The sequence below is a fragment of the Klebsiella africana genome (genome assembly GCF_020526085.1).
In the GTDB taxonomy this organism is placed as follows: domain Bacteria; phylum Pseudomonadota; class Gammaproteobacteria; order Enterobacterales; family Enterobacteriaceae; genus Klebsiella; species Klebsiella africana.
This window is the reverse complement of record NZ_CP084874.1, coordinates 4,694,083-4,712,743: the sequence shown is the minus strand read 5'-3', so window position 1 is coordinate 4,712,743 and position 18,661 is coordinate 4,694,083. Positions and strand designations below refer to the sequence as shown.

Sequence of the window (18,661 nt, the reverse complement as noted above, 5' to 3'; positions counted from 1 at the left end):
TTGTCATTACCGTTGTCTGCAGTGTAGAAGGGGGCCGGGCAGGAATATTGTATGAGATTGCGCATTAGCGCCTGGCGACCTGCTTCTGATAGCGCACTGGCGTAATGCCGTAACGCTGGGTGAAGGCGCGGGTCAGGTGGGACTGGTCGGTGAGGCCGACGGCAATCGCTACTTCGGCGGCGGGCATGCCGTGGGTGAGAAACGCCTTGGCGCGCCACAGACGGATAGCCATCAGCATCTGGTGGGGCGTCACGTGATAGTGGGCTTTAAACTGGCGCTGAAAGTGGTACGGGCTCAGCGCCGCCACCTGCGCCAGCTCGTCGAGGGTGATGGCGCGCATATAGTTATCGTGCAGGTAGTCGCGCACGCGGTCGAAGCGATGCCCGGCTTCACCCTGCGCCGAGGCATAGTGGGCCAGAGGGCGGAAGGTGTCGATGAGGTCGAGCAGCATTCCCTGCTGGGCCAGCGGATCGTCGCTATGCCACAGGCCATAAATCAGCTGACCAATCTGTCGGGAACGCAGGGGATCCTCGCGGACCACCTCGCTGAACCACCAGTCGCGCACCCCGGTGATGGCTTCCAGACGGTCCGGCTCCAGATAAATCATCCGGTAGCGCCAGCCGTCGGCGGTTGCCGCTTCACCGGTGTGCAGCTCGTCAGGATTCATGGTGACAATGGCGTTGGCGGCGGCGATGTGCTGACTGCCGCGATAGCGAAAGCGCTCCGCGCCTTGCTCGATCACGCCGATGCCGAAGGCTTCGTGGGTATGGGGTTCAAAGGCGTAACGGGAGATATGGGCGTGGTAAAGCTCTACCCCGGGCAGCTGTTCGAGATGGCGAAAGCGCGCGCGGTCTTTTTCATCACTAAATTGCGGTGGTACGCCCTGCATGCCTGCCTCCCGACGGTTGATCTCTTCAATATGAGAGAGGAACCGCCGGGACGCAACCGCAAAAGCTGAGAGGGGCGGTTACAGAATGCCTTTCACGCTTTCAGCAAGGGAGGTGGTCGGACGGCCGATCAGCGTACTCAGGGTGCGGCTGTCGTCAAACAGTCCGCCTTTTGACGCGCCGACGTCGGAATCCGCCAGCATATCGGCAAGCCCGGCCGGCAGGCCGACGCTTTTCAGCGCGGCGGCGAAATCGGCTTCGCTGAGGTTCTGGTAGACCACGTTTTTTCCGCTTTGCGTGCTCAGCTCAGCAGCCAGGTCGCTCAGCGTCCAGGCGTTATCCCCCGACAGTTCGTAAACTTTCCCTTCATGGCCTTCACCGGCGATAACGCGGGCGGCAGCGGCGGCATAATCCGCGCGGGGGGCGGAGGCAATTTTCCCCTCGCCGGCGGCACCGATAAACACGCCATGCTCCAGCGCCGGCGGTGCGCTGGCCAGATAGTTTTCGGTATACCAGCCATTGCGCAGCAGGGCGTAAGCGATACCAGAGTCGGCCAGCATCTGCTCGGTTTCGATATGTTCTGCGGCGAGGCCCAGCGGCGAAGTGTCGGCATGCAGCAGGCTGGTGTAGGCGATGAATTTCACCCCGGCAGCTTTGGCAGCGTTGATGACGTTGCGGTGCTGTACGGCACGCTGGCCGACTTCGCTGGAGGAGATTAACAGCAGTTTGTCCACGCCCTGCAGCGCGGCGGTCAGCGCCGCTTCGTCGCTATAGTCGGCCTGACGGACAACGACGCCCTGCTGGCTGAGCGCCTGGGCTTTGGCCGGGTTGCGGACAATCGCCACAATCTGGCTGGCAGGGACGGTGTTAAGCAGGTCTTGCAGAACGTAGTGGCCAAGCTGGCCGGTGGCACCGGTAAGAGCGATCATGGGTCTTCTCCTTCGTGTTTATTGGCAGTTGTGATAAGCTACCACCTTAACTAACTTTTAGTAAGTACGTACAAAAAGGTAAGTGTGAAATGGCCGAACCGACGCTGAGCGAGAAACTGCGCACCGGCAACCTGTTTGCGGAACAGTGCCCGTCGCGCGATGTGCTTAAACATGTCACCAGCCGCTGGGGCGTGTTGATTCTGGTGGCGCTGCGCGAGGGAACCCACCGTTTCAGCGATCTGCGCCGTAAGATGGGCGGGGTTAGCGAAAAGATGCTGGCGCAGTCGCTGCAGGCGCTGGAGCAGGATGGTTTTATCGACCGCGTCTCTTATCCGGTGGTGCCGCCACACGTTGAATATAGCCTGACACCGCTCGGCCTGCAGGTGAGCGAGAGGGTGGCGGCGCTGGCGGACTGGATCGAGGTCAATCTCACTGCGGTGCTGGCTAACCACGGGGAGTAAAAATGTATCACTCCCTGTCGCCCCGCCACCGGGGAGATGTTCCCGGATAGCGGCTGGCGCCTTATCCGGGCTACCCGTCAGCCCCGGTTTGTAGCCCCGGTAAGCGTAGCGCCACCGGGGAACAGGCATTACTTGCTCAAATCCAGCTGATAAATGGCGAAGCCGATATCATCGGTGGCCACCTGGCGCATTGGATACTGCGCTTTCTCTTTGATAAACGCCGCGGCTTTGTCGCCTGGCGAGGTCTCAAAACGAATATCCAACGGCGTGTTGCTGTGGATCGGCGCCAGACGCCAGTTGTTATCCGCCGCCGGATGGATCGCGCCATCCTTCTTCGATTGCGCGCCTATCCATGCCGCCAGCACCGAACGGTTTTCATCCGGTGAGGCAAAGGCGATATGGCTCTCACCGGTGCCGGCGAATTTGCCGCCGTAAGCGCGATAGTTATTGGTGGCGACCAGGAAAGTGGCCTGCGGATCGACAGGTTTACCGTTGAAGGTCAGGTGCTTAATACGCTCTGCCTGCGGATGGATCAGCTGACATTCGCCGTCATAGCGGGCCGGCTGGGTGACGTCAATCTGGTAATTCACCCCGTCAATTACGTCGAAGTTATAGGTGCGGAAGCCGTCCCAGTTGATCAGCGACTGCGGCTTACTGCTGGTAGGATCGATCTGGTTAAACTGTCCGGCAGAGCATTCCAGCCACTCCTTAACCTCTTTCCCGCTGACCTTCATCACCACCAGGGTGTTGGGGTAGAGATAGAGGTCGGCGGCATTGCGGAAGGTGAGCTGGCCTTTCTCCACTTCGACAAAGCTCGCCGGATCGTTTTTACGCCCGCCGACTTTAAACGGTGCGGCGGCGGAGAGTACCGGCAGCTTCGCCAGATCCGGATCGCCCTGAATATAGTGTTCGACGTAGGCTTTCTGCGCCATGTTGACCACCTGCACCGTCGGGTCGTCCTGCACCAGCGCCAGATAGCTGTACATGTTGTCGGCGGACTTGCCGATCGGCTTACTGACGAATTCGCGAGTGGCGTCATGATCGGCTTTCAACACTGCCACCAGCTTGCCATCTTCGGCCACCAGTGATTTCTTCGCCACCGCGTCATAGATTGGCCGCGCTTCCGCTTTACTCTGAGTTACCTGCCATTTACCGCTGTCGTTATTTAGCACCAGATCGACCACCCCGAGATGATCGCCCCACATTCCCGGCATCACCGCCGGTACGCCGTTTAGCGTCCCTTTGGCGATATCTGCACCTTTGATGTTGGCGAAGTCTTTACCCGGGAAGACCGCGTGGGCATGGCCGAACATAATGGCGTCCACGCCGGGCACCTGGCTTAAGTAGTAAACCGAATTCTCGGCCATCGCCTGATACGGGTCGGCGGAGAGGCCGGAGTGCGCGACCACTACCACCACATCAGCCCCTTTCGCCCGCATCTCCGGGATATAGTTGCGCGCGGTTTCGGTAATGTCATTGACCGTCACCTTGCCGTTAAGATTGGCTTTATCCCAGGTCATGATCTGCGGCGGCACAAAGCCGATATAGCCGATGCGCAGGGTGTGGGGTTGACCGTCGCTGTCCACGACCCGGGTATCCTGAATCAGGTACGGCGTAAACATCGGTTTGCCGGTTTTGGCATCGATGATATTGGCGTTCACGTAGGGGAACTTCGCCCCGGCCAGCGCCTTGTGCAGGAAGTCGAGGCCGTAGTTGAACTCATGGTTGCCCAGGTTGCCGACGGCGTAATTCAAGGTGTTCATCGCCTTATATACCGGATGTACATCGCCCTCTTTGAGCCCTTTTGCCGCCATATAGTCGCCTAACGGGCTCCCCTGGATCACATCCCCGTTATCCACCAGCACGCTGTTTTTCACTTCTGCCCGCGCCTGTTCGATCAGGGTGGCGGTACGCACCAGGCCGAATTTTTCCGTGGCGGCATCTTTGTAATAGTCGAAGTCCATCATATTGCTGTGCAGATCGGTGGTTTCCATGATCCGCAGGTCGATCGTCGCGGCGTTGACGCTGGTGGCGATCAGCGTGGCCAGGAGCGTTGCGCTAAACTTAATCATCAGAGGCGTCCTTTTTTATGAGCGATAGCACAGAAGAAAATGTATTTATATTCTGTTGCTTACAGAAATGTGAATCTTGCCAGAAAAGCGGGCAGAGAAACCGCCATCGTTATCACAGATAGCGGAACTCGCGGTGATGCGATATAAATAAAACAACGAGTTAACGCCACTGTAACCAGACGAGGTGGAGAATGTTAGAACAAGTATGTCAGCTTGCACGGAACGCGGGCGATGCCATCATGGAAGTCTACGATGGAAACCAGCCGATCAACGTCACCAGCAAGAAAGATGATTCTCCGGTCACGGCGGCGGATATCGCAGCGCATAAAGTCATTGTCAGCGGCCTGCAGGCGCTGGATCCGGATACCCCGATCCTCTCCGAGGAGGACCCGCCGTCCTGGGAAGTGCGCCAGCACTGGCAGCGCTACTGGCTGGTCGACCCGCTGGACGGCACCAAAGAGTTTATTAAGCGTAACGGCGAATTCACCGTCAATATCGCGCTGATTGAAAACGGCAAGCCGACGCTGGGCGTTGTCTATGCGCCGGTGATGAAGGTGATGTACAGCGCGCAAAATGGCAAAGCCTGGAAGGAAGAGTGCGGCGTGCGCAAGCAGATCCAGGTCCGCGATGCCCGTCCGCCGCTGGTGGTGATCAGCCGCTCTCACGGCAACGATCCGGAGCTGCAGGAGTATCTTGAGCAACTGGGCGAGCACCAGACTACCTCAATCGGTTCGTCGCTGAAATTCTGCCTGGTGGCGGAAGGTCAGGCCCAGCTCTATCCGCGCTTCGGGCCGACCAGCACCTGGGACACCGCTGCCGGCCACGCGGTCGCGGTCGCCGCCGGGGCGCATGTTCACGACTGGCAGGGGAAAACCCTCGACTACACGCCGCGTGAATCCTTCCTCAACCCCGGCTTCCGGGTCTCTATTTATTAAGCAGTTTATGCAGCAGGTCGATCACCTGCTGCACCTCCTGCTGGGTCAGCGCACCGTCTTTGGCCCACTGCACACGCCCGTTCTTATCCAGCACCACGATCGCCGAGCTCTTCTCGTCCAGCTGCCAGGCTTTCCGCACCAGGCCGTTGCTGTCGACGATAAATTGCGACCATGGGAAGAGCTTTTTATTACTTTCAATGCTGTTGCGTACAAACATCCCGGTGCCCGGAATGGCGTCGTCGGTGTTAACGATGGTGGTGGTCTGATAGCGATCGTGCGGGAAACCTGCCGCTTTAATCGCCTCGATCAGGTTGGCATTTTTCTCTTTTGCTGACGAGCGGCCAGCAATGTGCTGGACCACGCGCACTTTTCCCGCCAGCTGGGCGCTATTCCAGTTTTTATAGCTAAACTTATCCTTATCCAGAATAAGTTCTCCCCGATCCGCGACGCCAACGGGCGCCACGCGCTGGCCGTCGACAAAATTATGCGCTGTGGCCAGCAGCGGGAGAAGCAGTAACGAGGCGGCCAGTATGCTACGTAGGGTCATGCGCAATCCTTAATCATTTTTATGCAGGTGATCCGACCACTTGGTCTCGTTTAATCATAAGTGCGATTGGCGGTGATTACCCGCAATGAGGATGCCAGTTTGCGTGTTGACGCACAAATTAGTCGTAAAACGGCGACTTATACTTACTTCATCGTATGTCTGAAACGAAAATTCTGAATTATTGTCATCAAAGGGTAAATAAACTTATACATACTGGGTCCCTCTGAGATTCTGGACTATAGTTTTAGGGCATTAAAATTTGCGCTCCCGAGACGTGGGCTAACTGTGGCACCACAAGAGCGTAACCCTGGCAGGAGAGAAGAATGAAAATTTTCCAACGCTACAATCCGCTGCAAGTGGCGAAGTACGTGAAGATCCTGTTTCGTGGACGGTTGTACATCAAGGACGTTGGCGCATTTGAATTTGATAAGGGCAAAATCCTTATCCCGAAGGTCAAGGACAAGCTGCATCTGTCAGTGATGTCCGAAGTCAATCGTCAGGTGTTGCGTCTGCAAACTGAGATGGCATAACCTGAAACGTAGCAGTGCGTAGTTGGTAAAAGACGGCTCCCGATGGGAGCCGTTGATGTTTTTAGCCCTTCATTTCCGCATAGCGTTTGCGATATTCGCCCGGTGGGATGCCGTTATGTTTACGAAACAAGCGGGTGAAATAGACCGGATCGCTATAGCCTACCGATAAAGCAATTTTGTTAAGCGGGAGCGAGGTGCTCTGAATAAGCCACCTGGCGCGGTTGATGCGTTGCGTTTCCCGCCACGCATAGACCGTTTGCCCCAGTTCATTTTTGAAAAGGTGCGCCAGACGTGAAGGGGAGATAAACACCATTGCCGCCAGGGTCTCGATTTTTACCTCCTGCGCAATATGGGCGTTAAGATAGTCGCAGATGGCGTTAATTCGTGGGTCGTGGGCATGGCGGTTGCTAATGGGCTGCAGCTGAAAGCAACTGAGAATTAATCTCTCCAGCGCGTTCATTGCCAGCGCTTCTGATAGCGGTACGGACGCAGAGTGATGGCGTATCACTTCGTAGAACAGATCGCGCAGATGCTGGAGCTGTTCGGGATCGTTAATGGTTGTTTTGCCGATACCGTGGGTAGTTTGGTCCCACTTCAGCCAGTCTATCCAGTAGGGGCGGGGGATAAAGTAGATCCACAGATGGTCCCAATACTCGCTGTGCTCGTCCCTGCCGTAGTGATGGGGCACCCCGGGAGGAAACAGCAGCAGATCGTTTTCCCGGCACAGAAGGAAGCCATCGCCCGCCTTCGCCCGCGCCTGGCCGCGCAGGGTCAGATTAATGATGTAACCTTTCATTCCCTGCGGGCGGTTAATGTAGTAGTCCAGCGTGGAGCCGCGGGTAATCGGCGTGAAGCCTGCGACGACCCAGGCATTGAAGGTAAAGGTTTTCATCAATGGCGAGAAATTCAGTAGCTCATTGATATCCAGTTCCATTCTCTCTCCCACCTGAGCGTCGCCGCGTCGTTAGCTTTCGATGATAGTAAATTCCCATGCCCTGAGGCGCAACGGCTGGCCGACATATACTGTCTCCCCGCTCAGCAGCGCGGTACCCGCGGTCTCGCTGACAAATTCCAGCGCCTCGCCGGAGTAATTGAACAGGAAGTGGATATTTTTCCCGGCGCGGTTACGCATCTTTTTAACCACTAATGGATAGCGATAAGCGGAAGTTCGCGAGTTCAGCGTGAGATCCGCCGTCAGGACATCAAACAGCTGATTAATCAGGCCCTTCTGCGGCAGAAAGCCAACGTACAGGGCGCGACCCTGACCGTAATCCGCCTCCGTTGCGGCGGCGTATTCGCCCCATGCCGGATGCTGATAGCGCAGCAGGGTGCGGGTCCCGTCATCGGGCGTCAGCAATTCCATCCACAGCTCAGCCTGATTGTCATTGCGGCAATCAATCTCTGCACAGCAAGCGCTTACCGTCGTCTCTTCCGGCAGGGTGAACTGGCTATAGCTGACGCCGCAGCTCTGGCGCAAAATCCCCGGCTGCGCGCTGCTACGCACCTTGACGTTTTCATCGCTAAAGCCTGATTTAAAGCCGATCAGCGCTCTGCCGCCCCGGGCGATATAGTCGTTAATCCGCGTTAGCAGGCCCTCATCGGCGGCGTACAGACCAGGCACGATCAGCACCCGGTAGCGCGAGGTTTCCTCGTTCACATCGTGGATGATGTCGAGGCTGATGTTGTGGTCATACAGCGCATCGTGGAAGCGGCGGAAGATATCGTTATAAATGTTGCCCTCGGCATCGCCGGGACGGAAGTGATTGAGGGCGTCCATCGCCTCATTGCTGATTAGCAACGCGACGTCATTTTCGGCCTTCAGCTCCGCCAGCTGCGGCGACAGGCGGGCGAAATCAGCACCAATAGTGTTGGCTTCCTGCCAGGTCGGATTACGCGAGAAGTCGTGGCTGAGCAGCCCCTTCCAGTAGGTTTCGAAGGCGTTGTGAATCGAATGCCAGTGCCAGTAAGAGACCATGGCGGCGCCGGAAGCGATATGGCTAAACGCCTGCAGGCGCAGCTGGCCCGGGAAGGGAGTCCACTGGGCGAAGCCCTGTGCCTGGGTTTCCAGCACGAAGTAGTTCTGGCCCTGCTTGAGCGAGCGGGTGATGGCGCCGCCAAAGGCGATTTCCCGCCCGGTCAGGTGCGCCTGACTCGGGTGATAGATATCGACGCCGGCGATATCCAGCGCCTGCGCCGCCGCGAAATGATCGACCCGCGGCTGCACGCCGTAAGAGTAACCGCGCCATTCGAAGTCGAAGTTGTGGGTGACGAACTGGTGCGGCTGGGCGTATTCCCGAACGATGGCCGCCTGCCAGGCCAGATACTCGGTGACCTGCTGGCGCTGATAGCGGGAGAAGGCGCAGGCGAGGCTGGCGTTGATGGTGTTTTCCACCGGCGGAAAATCCTGCCAGCGGTCAATGCGGTTGCTCCAGTAATCCAGGCCGAAATCGTGATTCAGCTGTCGGAGGTCTGGATATTTCTCCTGCAGGCTGCGCACGAAGCCCTCCTGCATATAGCGGCCAATATTGTCGTAATGCTTGGTTTCGTTATCCAGTTGCCAGCCGATAATCGCCGGATGGTGTTGCACATGGGCCATCAGCGCGCGGATAATTTTTTCGGCATAGCGGCGAAAGGTCGGGTTGACGATATCCATGATCTGCCGCGGACCATATTTTTGCTGCCCCGCGACGGTGGTGACCAGAATATCGGGATGTTTCGCCGCCAGCCAGGCCGGTACCGCGTAGGTGGGCGTCCCGACGATGACCGCAATGCCGGCCTCATGCATCGCCTCGAGCACCCGGTCGATATGGTAGAAATTATACTGGCCCTCTTCAGGCTCCAGCGTACTCCAGGTGGACTCGGCAATACGCACCACGTTAATGCCGGTTTCGCGCATTAAGGCGATATCCTTAGCCAGCCGATCTTCCGGCATATATTCATCGTAATACGCCACGCCATAAAATAAATGAGACATACACACTACCTCCTGACATTAATTCGCGGGCACTGGTTGTGAAGAGAAGACACGCGCTTTATCCAGCGTAATAAAAGAAATAAGCGTGAAGCACAGCGCGATACCGCCGAGTACGATATAGCTACTGGTAAAGCCCATGCTCTGGTACATATGGCCGATACCGGTCGAGAGAAAAATAGAGCTAAAGCTTTTCGAAAACTGGAAGCCGATTAAGTAAACGGTCGCTGATAGCAGGGGGTTAAAGTTAGCCGTAATATATTTTAACGCCGCGACAAGTAGCACCGAGCTTTCAAAACCGTGGAGGAGTTTAATCAGACTGATGGAGACGGGGCCAATAGCCCACGCGGAGCCGATAATGCGCAAGCTCATAATCAGCCCGCAGTATAACAGCGCATTTTTCGGGCCGATTTTATTCACAAACCATGGCGCAAAGAACATCACGATGGCATCAAGGAAAATCTGCCCCGTGGTTAAATAACCGAAGACTTCTGCACCCCGGGCTTTACTCTCAAAGAAATGGCTGTAGTAGATAGCGAACTGCTGGTCATAGGTTTCATAGACCGCCCCGACGCCAATGACATAGAGGGCGAAGAACCAGAATTTTTTAATTTTTAACAGCGAGACGGCATCGCGGAGGGTAACCGGCGAGGCCTTGCCGGACAGCAGCCCCTGCTGCGGGTGGGCGCTGATCTGCATTTTCCAGACAATCGCCAGCAGACAGACGCCTGCGCCGCTGGCCAACCAGAAAATCATGTTCTGATCGATGCCGTAGAGTTTTCCTGCCGCAAAGGTGCCGATCGCAGCGCCGATGCCGCCGAACATCCGCGCCCGGCCAAATTCGAAGCCGGAGGCGCGGCTGACTTTATCAATGTAGGCTTCGCAAATCCCGCAGCCGGCGCCGTAGGCCATGCCAATATAAAGGCCGCCAGCCAGCGCACCGAGGAACACATTTATTTTTAACAGGGGAGCAAAGACATAAATCCAGTAAGGGGCGAATAACGTGATAATAATCGCCAGCATCCACATCAGATTCTTACGATACACCAGTTTATCGGAGATGAAGCCGAATAATGGCTGAACGCAGACGGCGACAATGGCGGTGAAAGAATAAACCAGACCGACGTCTGTGTAGTTAATACCGATGGTTTCCGTCAACCACAGTGATAAATAGGGGTAGCAGCATCCCCAACCTATAAAGAAGAACAGGAAAAACAGACAGCTGATAAAGTAATTTTTATTTGACGTTATCATGGTAACCCTCGCTTCCTTTATTCAGGAATATGATCGTGTTGATGCGAGCAACGTTACCTTTTTGCGCGTCGGGGAGTCATGAACGTTTCGCTATCGAGCAGGAGTAATCTGCTATTGGCAGAGGGTCGTGAGCCGCTTCACATTCGGCCATAAAAAAGGGCGGATGGTCATCCGCCCTTAGGAGAGAGAAAAGATTACGCTCAGGCGTTCTGGCTTTCCGCCGTTTCCGCCTGCTTGGGCACCAGTACCGTTGGCTTGTTATCGATGCGGGTCACCAGCAGCTGGTCGATACGGTAGTTATCGATATCCACGACCTCAAACTTATAGCCGGAGAACTTCACTGCGTCGGTGCGTTTGGGTATTTTACGCAGCATAAACATCATAAAGCCGCCGATGGTCTCGTAGTTCCCGGACTGCGGGAACTCGTCGATATCCAGCACGCGCATCACGTCATCAATCGGCGTACCGCCATCGATTAGCCACGAGTTTTCATCGCGAGCGACGATCTGCTCTTCCAGCCCCTGGCCGACAAGGTCGCCCATCAGGGTGGTCATCACATCGTTGAGGGTGATGATCCCGACGACCAGCGCGTATTCATTCATGATTACCGCGAAGTCTTCCCCGGCGGTTTTGAAGCTTTCCAGCGCTTCCGACAGGGTCAGGGTGTCCGGCACGATCAACGTGTTGCGGATCTGTACGCCGCCGGTCAACACCAGGCTCTGGTTCGCCAGCACCCGGTTCAGCAGATCTTTTGAATCGACGTAACCGATAATGTGGTCGATATCTTCATTACAGACGAGGAATTTAGAGTGCGGGTGCTCGGCCACTTTATTCTTCAGGCTCTGCTCGTCTTCGTGTAAATCAAACCAAATGACGCTTTCACGCGGGGTCATAGAGGAAGGAACGGTGCGGGACTCCAGCTCAAAGACGTTCTCAATCAGCTCATGCTCCTGCTTGCGCAGTACCCCGGCCAGCGCGCCGGCCTCGACCACGGCATAGATATCGTCGGAAGTGATATCGTCTTTCCGCACCATCGGCAGTTTAAAGATGCGGAAGATCATGTTGGCCATGCCGTTAAACAACCACACCAGCGGGCGGAAGACTAACAGGCAGAAGCGCATCGGGTTGATGATGCGCAGGGCCACAGTTTCGGGCGCAATCATACCGATGCGTTTCGGAGTCAGGTCAGCAAACAGGATGAACAAGCTGGTGACCAGGGTAAAAGAGATGATGAAGCTCAGTTGCTCGGAGAGCTCCGGTGACAAATACCCGCTGAGCAGGCTATGAAACGCCGGTGAGAAAGCCGCGTCGCCCACAATACCGCCAAGAATGGCGACGGCGTTGAGGCCAATCTGCACGACGGTAAAGAAGGTGCCCGGGTTCTCCTGCATCTTCAGCACCCGCTGTGCGTTGACGTTGCCTTCATCGGCCAGCAGTTTCAGTTTGATTTTACGTGAGGCGGCCAGTGAGATTTCCGATATCGAAAAAAACGCACTGACGGCTATCAGACAGAGTATTACTAAAATACTGTTTAACATATCTTTTCTGACCGTTGAGGCCAGATCCTCGGAAGGGAAGTTGATAACTTAAATGTGGAATACATAAAAAACCGGTCCGAAGGCGCTGGACCGGCTGTCACACTGGGTAGTATAGCGTAAGGGAATGTAAAGCCGCCAGAGCGTTCATTAACCGCCTCGCTGTAGAGGCGGAAATCAGAATTACGCCTGAGGCGGCAGGCAGACGCCAATGCCGCCGATGCCGCAATAGCCGTGCGGGTTTTTATACAGATACTGTTGGTGATCGTCCTCGGCATAGTAAAACGGTTTGGCGGTGGCGATCTCGGTGGTGATGTGACGGGTATCGTGCGCGTCGTTCATCGCCGCCTGGAAGCGCGCGAGGCTGGCCTTTGCCGCCTCCGTCTGTTCCGGCGTCAGCGGGTAAATCGCCGAGCGGTACTGGGTGCCGTGGTCGTTACCCTGTCGCATGCCCTGTGCCGGATCGTGGTTTTCCCAGAACACCTGCAATAACTGCTCATAGCTAATCACCTGCGGATCATAAACCACGCGTACCGCTTCCGCGTGGCCGGTCTGGCCGCTGCACACTTCGCGATAGGTCGGATTGGGCGTATAGCCGCCAGTGTAGCCTGCGGCGGTGCTGTAAACCCCCGGCAATTGCCAGAACAGGCGCTCAACTCCCCAGAAGCAACCCATGGCGAACAGCGCCACTTCCATACCCGCCGGAACATTGGTCATCGAGTGGCCGTTAACTGCGTGGAGCGTCGCCACTGGCATGGGGGTATTGCGTCCAGGCAGCGCATCCGCCTGGGCGACAAGATGCGTTTTATCAAATAGACTCACGGTTGGCCTCTCAATACAGAAATCGTCGTTAAGGTTGTAACGAAGCGTGTCTTTTAACACAATAAACACGCGTAATACGTCTAGATTAATACATAAGAATTATTTGGGTTATTGCCACTTTTTCAACCCTAAGTTGTTAGGGTTTTGTTAAGCCGTGGAACGGCACCAGTGTTTCCTGTAGGGGGAAACAGGGATATTCAGGAGAAAATGTGCTAAAAATCCGCCAGTTATGTGTCACCAGCCTTTTGCTGGTCAGCGGGATCGCCAGCGCAGCGAATGTGCGTTTGCAGGTTGAGGGGTTATCCGGGGAGCTGGAGAAAAACGTTCGCGCCCAGCTTTCCACCATCCAGAGTGATGAAGTCACGCCGGATCGCCGCTTTCGCGCGCGCGTGGATGACGCCATTCGCGAAGGTTTGAAAGCGTTGGGTTATTACGAGCCGACGATTGAATTTGATTTGCGTCCGCCACCGAAAAGGGGACGTCAGGTGCTGATCGCTAAAGTGACCCCGGGCGAACCGGTACGCATTGGCGGAACCGAGGTGATTCTGCGCGGCGGTGCTCGCACCGATAGCGACTATCTGGCGCTGCTGAAAACCCGCCCGGCTATCGGGACGGTGCTGAACCATGGCGATTACGACGGTTTCAAGAGCTCACTGACCCGCGTTGCCCTGCGCAAAGGTTACTTTGACAGTGAGTTTCTTAAGAGCCAGCTCGGCGTCTCCCTCGACCGTCATCAGGCGTTCTGGGATATTGATTACGACAGCGGCGAACGCTATCGCTTTGGCCACGTCACTTTCTCTGGGTCGCAAATCCGCGATGAGTACCTGCAAAACCTCGTGCCGTTTAAAGAGGGCGACTATTACACCTCGCAGGACCTGGCCGAGCTAAACCGCCGCCTGGCGGCGACCGGCTGGTTTAGCTCGGTGGTGGTGGCGCCTGATTTCGCTAAATCACGGAAAACCAAGGTGCTGCCTCTGCAGGGCGTTGTCTCGCCTCGCAAAGAGAACACCGTGGAAACCGGGGTCGGCTATTCCACAGACGTCGGTCCGCGGGTGAAAGCCACGTGGAAAAAACCGTGGATGAACTCGTATGGCCACAGCCTGACCTCCAGCGTCAGCCTCTCCGCCCCGGAGCAACAGTTCGACTTCACCTATAAAGTCCCGCTGCTGAAAAGCCCTCTGGAACAATATTATCTGATGCAGGGCGGCTTTAAGCGTACCGACCTCAATGACACCCAGGCTGACTCTACCACTCTGGGGGTCTCGCGTTTCTGGGAGATGTCGAGCGGCTGGCAGCGAGCGATTAACCTGCGCTGGAGCCTGGACCACTTTACCCAGGCGAACGTCACCAACACCACCATGCTGATTTACCCTGGGGTCTCGGTGAACCGCACCCGCTCTCGCGGCGGTCTGATGCCCACCTGGGGCGATTCCCAGCGCTACTCCGTGGACTACTCCAACACCATGTGGGGCTCGGACATCAACTTCATCGTGATGCAGGCCCAGGACGTCTGGATCCGTACCCTCTATGACCGCCACCGTTTTGTGGTGCGCGGCAACCTTGGCTGGATCGAAGCGGACAACTTTGACAAGGTGCCGCCGGATCTGCGCTTTTTCGCCGGGGGCGATCGCAGTATTCGCGGCTATAAATACAAATCCATCTCACCGAAGGACGATGACGGCAAGCTGATCGGGGCCTCGAAGCTGGCCACCGGCTCGCTGGAGTATCAGTACAACGTCAGTGGCAAATGGTGGGGCGCCGTCTTTGTCGATAGCGGCGAAGCGGTCAGCGATATTCGCGAGAGCGATTTCAAAACCGGCGCCGGGGTGGGCGTGCGCTGGCAGTCGCCGGTAGGGCCGATCAAGCTGGATATCGCCCGGCCGATCGGCGACAAAGACGAGCATGGTTTACAGTTTTACATCGGTCTGGGGCCTGAATTATGAGTTTATGGAAGAAGATAAGCCTCGGCGTCTTAATCGTGTTGGTGCTCCTGCTGGGCTCCGTCGGGTTCCTGGTGGGGACCACCACCGGCTTGCATCTGGTGTTCAAAGCGGCGGATCGCTGGGTACCGGGGCTGGAAATCGGCAAAGTGACCGGTGGCTGGCGTGATTTAACCCTTGATAATGTCCGTTACGAACAGCCCGGCGTGGCGGTGACCGCTGGTCAGTTTCACCTCAGCGTCAGGTTGCGCTGCCTGTGGGACAGCAGCCTGTGCGTAAACGACATCGCGCTGCGCGATATTTACGTCGCCGTCGATACCAAGAAGATGCCGCCCTCAGCGCCGGTCGAGGAAGAGGACAGCGGGCCGCTGAATCTCTCCACTCCTTATCCGATCACTCTCAGCCGGGTCGCGCTGCATAACGTCAACGTCAAAATCGATGATACCGCCGTCTCCGTACGCGATTTTTCCACCGGCCTGAACTGGCAGGAGAAAAACCTGACCCTGACGCCGACCTCGCTGCAGGGGCTGCTGATCGCCCTGCCGAAGGTGGCGAAAGTGGCGCAGGAGCAGGTGGTTGAGCCGAAAATCGACAACCCGCAGCCGCAGGAAAAACCGCTCGGCGAGACGATGACCGACCTCTTCTCGCAGCCGGTACTGCCGGCAATGACCGATGTGCACCTGCCGCTGAACCTCAATATTCAGTCGTTCCGCGGCGAGCAACTGCGCCTCACCGGCGATACCGACATCACCGTGTATAACCTGCTGCTGAAAGTCAGCAGTATCGACGGCCAGATGAAGCTCGACGCCCTCGATATCGACTCCGATCAGGGTAAGGTCACCGCCTCGGGCAGCGCGCAGCTGCAGGATAACTGGCCGGTGGACATTACCCTCGCCGGAACCCTGAACGTCGACCCGATGAAAGGGGAGAAGGTGCAGCTGAAGGTGGGCGGCGAAGTGCGTAAAACGCTCAAAGTCGGAGTTGACTTAAGCGGGCCGGTCGCGGCCACGCTGCGCGCGGATGCGCAGCTGGCGGAGGCCGGGCTGCCGCTCAATATGGAGCTGAAGAGTAAGCAACTCGCCTGGCCGTTCAGCGGCGAGAAGCAGTTCCAGGCCGATGATGTCCAGCTGAAGTTCAGCGGTAAAATGACCGACTACGCGCTGGCCTTCTCCACCGCGGTAAAAGGTCAATCGCTACCGCCGGCGAAAATCGTCCTCAACGCCAAAGGCAATGAGCGACAGATTAACCTCGACAAGCTGACGGTCAATGCCCTGGAAGGGAAAACCGAGCTGAAGGCGCTGCTTGACTGGCAGCAGGCGATCAGCTGGCGCGGCGAGCTGACCCTCGACGGGATCAACACCGCCAAAGAGGTGCCGGACTGGCCGTCGAAGCTCAACGGCATGATCAAGACCCAGGGCAGCCTGTACGGCGGCAGCTGGCAGATGTCGGTGCCGGAGCTGAAAATTACCGGCAACGTGAAACAGAACAAGGTGGATGTTTCGGGCTCGCTGCAGGGCAACAGCTATCTGCAGTGGAAAATCCCGGGGCTGCATCTGGCGTTAGGCCCGAACAGCGCTGATATCAAAGGTGAGCTGGGGGTGAAGGATCTGAATCTCGACGCCACCATCGATGCGCCGCACCTGGATAATGCGCTGCCGGGGCTCGGCGGGACGGCGAAGGGGCTGGTGAAAGTGCGCGGCACTGTCGATGCGCCGCAGCTGCTGGCCGACATCACCGCCCGGGCGCTGCGCTGGCAGGAGCTGACCATCGCCCAGGTCAACGTCAAAGGGGATGTGAAATCCACCGATCAGATTGGCGGCAACCTGGACGTACGGGTGGATCGCATCAGCCAGCCGGGGGTTAATATCAGCCTGGTGCAGCTCAATGCCAAAGGCACCGAAAAGCAGCATGAGCTGCGGCTGCGCGTGCAGGGCGATCCGGTTTCCGGCCAGCTGGCGCTGGCAGGCAGCTTCGATCGTCAGGCCGAACGCTGGAAAGGCTCGCTAAGCGATACCCGCTTCCAGACGCCGGTTGGGCCGGTGGCGTTGACGCGCAGTATTGCGCTGGACTATCGCAATCGGGAGCAGAAAATCAGCATTGGGCCACATTGCTGGGCCAACCCGAACGCCGAGCTCTGCGTGCCTGAAACCATTGACGCGGGCGCCAGCGGACGGGCGCGGGTGAATCTCAACCGCTTCGATCTGGCGATGCTTAAGCCGTTTATGCCGGAGGCGACCCAGGCCAGCGGCGTGTTTACCGGTAATGCCGATGTAAGCTGGGACACCACCAAAGAGGGGCTGCCGCAGGGCAAAGTGACCCTTAGCGGGCGTAACGTTAAGGTGACCCAAGTGGTCAACGACGCGCCGTTGCCGGTGGCGTTCGATACGCTGAACCTCAGCGCCGACCTGCACAACAATCGCGCCGAGCTGGGCTGGCTGATACGCCTGACCAACAATGGCCAGCTGGATGGGCAAGTGCAGGTTACCGACCCGCAGGGGCGGCGTAACCTCGGCGGCAACGTCAATATCAGCAACTTCTCACTGGCGATGATCAACCCGATTTTCGCCCGTGGTGAAAAGGCAGAGGGAAGGCTCAACGCCCGTCTGCGCCTGGGCGGCAACGTGAAAAGTCCGCAGCTGTTCGGCCAGATGCAGCTGAGCGGGGTGGATATCGACGGCAACTTTATGCCGTTTGATATGCAGCCGAGCCAGCTGGCGATGAACTTCAACGGCACGCGCTCGACCCTGCAGGGGACGGTGAACACCCGCCAGGGGCAGATTGCCCTCAGCGGTAACGCCGACTGGACGCAGATCGATAACTGGCGGGCGCAAATTGCGGCGAAAGGCAGCCGGGTGCGGATCACGGTGCCGCCGATGGTGCGTCTCGATGTGTCGCCGGACGTGGTGTTTACCGCCACGCCAAGCCTGTTCAACCTCGACGGCAAAGTGGATGTGCCCTGGGCGCGGATCGTGGTCAACGAGGTGCCGGAGAGCGCGGTCGGCGTCTCCTCTGATGAAGTGATGCTGGATAAAAACCTCAAGCCGATTAAGCAGCAGAGCGCCGGTATTCCGATCAACAGCAACCTGACCATTCACGTCGGCAACAACGTTCGTCTGGAAGCTTTCGGCCTGAAAGCGCGTCTGACTGGTGATTTGAAAGTGGCGCAGGACAAGCAGGGGCTGGGCCTCAACGGGCAGATTAATATTCCGGACGGCCGTTTCCACGCCTATGGTCAGGACTTGATTGTCCGCAAAGGGGAACTACTGTTCTCCGGTCCGCCGGATCAGCCACTGCTGAACATCGAAGCGATTCGTAACCCGGATGCCACCGAAGACGATGTGATCGCCGGCGTTCGCGTCACCGGCTCCGCCGATCAGCCGAAAGCGGAGATCTTCTCTGACCCGGTCATGTCCCAGCAGGAAGCGCTGTCTTATCTGCTGCGCGGCCAGGGTTTGAGCAGCGGCCAGAGCGATAGCGCCGCGATGACCTCAATGCTTATTGGTATGGGGGTTGCACAAAGTGGTCAGGTTGTGGGTAAAATCGGCGAGACGTTTGGCGTAAGCAATTTGGCGTTGGACACCGAAGGGGTAGGCGACTCTTCCCAGGTGGTGGTCAGCGGCTATGTACTGCCGGGTCTGCAGGTAAAATACGGGGTCGGTATTTTCGATTCCCTGGCGACGCTGACTTTACGTTATCGCCTGATGCCTAAGCTATATGTGGAAGCGGTGTCTGGTATCGACCAGGCGCTCGATTTGCTCTATCAGTTTGAGTTTTAGCA

At 57.2% G+C, this 18,661-nt stretch carries 14 protein-coding genes; 5 read left to right on the top strand and 9 right to left on the bottom strand.

The genetic code is table 11. The features are described 5' to 3' along the window. Window positions 1-64 precede the first annotated feature (64 nt). Together LGL98_RS22635 and LGL98_RS22630 are read right to left on the bottom strand one after the other, a co-directional pair. Window positions 65-889, bottom strand: coding sequence for an AraC family transcriptional regulator (locus tag LGL98_RS22635; RefSeq protein WP_136030949.1), 825 nt, complete (start codon window positions 887-889; stop codon window positions 65-67). 78 nt (window positions 890-967) lie between these two features. Next, window positions 968-1,816, bottom strand: a complete 849-nt coding sequence (locus LGL98_RS22630; RefSeq protein ID WP_136030947.1) for an SDR family oxidoreductase — start codon at window positions 1,814-1,816, stop codon at window positions 968-970. A gap of 89 nt (window positions 1,817-1,905) precedes the next feature. Between LGL98_RS22630 and LGL98_RS22625 the strand changes: the two genes are divergently transcribed. Further along, the gene (locus tag LGL98_RS22625) at window positions 1,906-2,277 is read left to right on the top strand and encodes a winged helix-turn-helix transcriptional regulator (RefSeq protein WP_136030946.1); all 372 of its coding nucleotides are present in this window, start codon (window positions 1,906-1,908) and stop codon (window positions 2,275-2,277) included. 128 nt (window positions 2,278-2,405) lie between these two features. On the opposite strand, the gene cpdB is transcribed toward LGL98_RS22625, so the two are convergent. Next, window positions 2,406-4,349, bottom strand: a complete 1,944-nt coding sequence (gene cpdB / locus LGL98_RS22620) for a 2',3'-cyclic-nucleotide 2'-phosphodiesterase (protein WP_136030944.1) — start codon at window positions 4,347-4,349, stop codon at window positions 2,406-2,408. A 191-nt stretch (window positions 4,350-4,540) separates the two neighbouring features. Between cpdB and cysQ the strand changes: the two genes are divergently transcribed. Beyond that, window positions 4,541-5,284 (top strand): 3'(2'),5'-bisphosphate nucleotidase CysQ, encoded by a 744-nt coding sequence (cysQ, locus tag LGL98_RS22615; RefSeq protein ID WP_136030941.1) that lies wholly within the window; start codon window positions 4,541-4,543, stop codon window positions 5,282-5,284. On the opposite strand, the gene LGL98_RS22610 is transcribed toward cysQ, so the two are convergent. Further along, a complete protein-coding gene (locus LGL98_RS22610) occupies window positions 5,274-5,831 on the bottom strand; it encodes a YtfJ family protein (RefSeq protein ID WP_002886706.1) in 558 nt (185 codons plus the stop codon). The two genes, cysQ and LGL98_RS22610, sit on opposite strands and share 11 nt — an antisense overlap. A 323-nt stretch (window positions 5,832-6,154) precedes the next feature. Here LGL98_RS22610 and LGL98_RS22605 point away from each other — a divergent pair, with 323 nt between their 5' ends. After that, window positions 6,155-6,361, top strand: a complete 207-nt coding sequence (locus LGL98_RS22605; RefSeq protein WP_002886707.1) for a DUF1107 domain-containing protein — start codon at window positions 6,155-6,157, stop codon at window positions 6,359-6,361. A gap of 61 nt (window positions 6,362-6,422) precedes the next feature. Here the strand turns inward: LGL98_RS22605 and araC are convergent, their stop codons facing one another. The 5 genes from araC to msrA all read right to left on the bottom strand — a co-directional run bounded on the left by araC (window position 6,423) and on the right by msrA (window position 12,943). Next, complete coding sequence (gene araC / locus LGL98_RS22600) at window positions 6,423-7,295, bottom strand: arabinose operon transcriptional regulator AraC (protein WP_136030940.1); 873 nt, start codon at window positions 7,293-7,295, stop codon at window positions 6,423-6,425. Window positions 7,296-7,325: 30 nt separating this feature from the next. Further along, the gene (locus tag LGL98_RS22595) at window positions 7,326-9,335 is read right to left on the bottom strand and encodes a beta-galactosidase (protein ID WP_136030938.1); all 2,010 of its coding nucleotides are present in this window, start codon (window positions 9,333-9,335) and stop codon (window positions 7,326-7,328) included. An 18-nt stretch (window positions 9,336-9,353) separates the two neighbouring features. After that, window positions 9,354-10,586 carry an oligosaccharide MFS transporter gene (locus tag LGL98_RS22590; protein WP_136030936.1) on the bottom strand — a complete coding sequence of 411 codons (1,233 nt, stop codon included), beginning with the start codon at window positions 10,584-10,586 and terminating at the stop codon, window positions 9,354-9,356. A gap of 200 nt (window positions 10,587-10,786) precedes the next feature. Beyond that, window positions 10,787-12,124, bottom strand: a complete 1,338-nt coding sequence (gene paeA / locus LGL98_RS22585) for a polyamine export protein PaeA (protein ID WP_002886718.1) — start codon at window positions 12,122-12,124, stop codon at window positions 10,787-10,789. 180 nt (window positions 12,125-12,304) lie between these two features. Then, window positions 12,305-12,943 (bottom strand): peptide-methionine (S)-S-oxide reductase MsrA, encoded by a 639-nt coding sequence (gene msrA / locus LGL98_RS22580; RefSeq protein WP_002886721.1) that lies wholly within the window; start codon window positions 12,941-12,943, stop codon window positions 12,305-12,307. A 209-nt stretch (window positions 12,944-13,152) separates the two neighbouring features. On the opposite strand from msrA, the gene tamA reads away from it, so the two are divergent. Then, window positions 13,153-14,886 carry an autotransporter assembly complex protein TamA gene (gene tamA, locus LGL98_RS22575; RefSeq protein WP_136030934.1) on the top strand — a complete coding sequence of 578 codons (1,734 nt, stop codon included), beginning with the start codon at window positions 13,153-13,155 and terminating at the stop codon, window positions 14,884-14,886. After that, window positions 14,883-18,659 carry an autotransporter assembly complex protein TamB gene (gene tamB, locus LGL98_RS22570; protein ID WP_136030932.1) on the top strand — a complete coding sequence of 1,259 codons (3,777 nt, stop codon included), beginning with the start codon at window positions 14,883-14,885 and terminating at the stop codon, window positions 18,657-18,659. The genes tamA and tamB overlap by 4 nt, the downstream gene beginning before the upstream one ends. Window positions 18,660-18,661 lie beyond the last annotated feature (2 nt).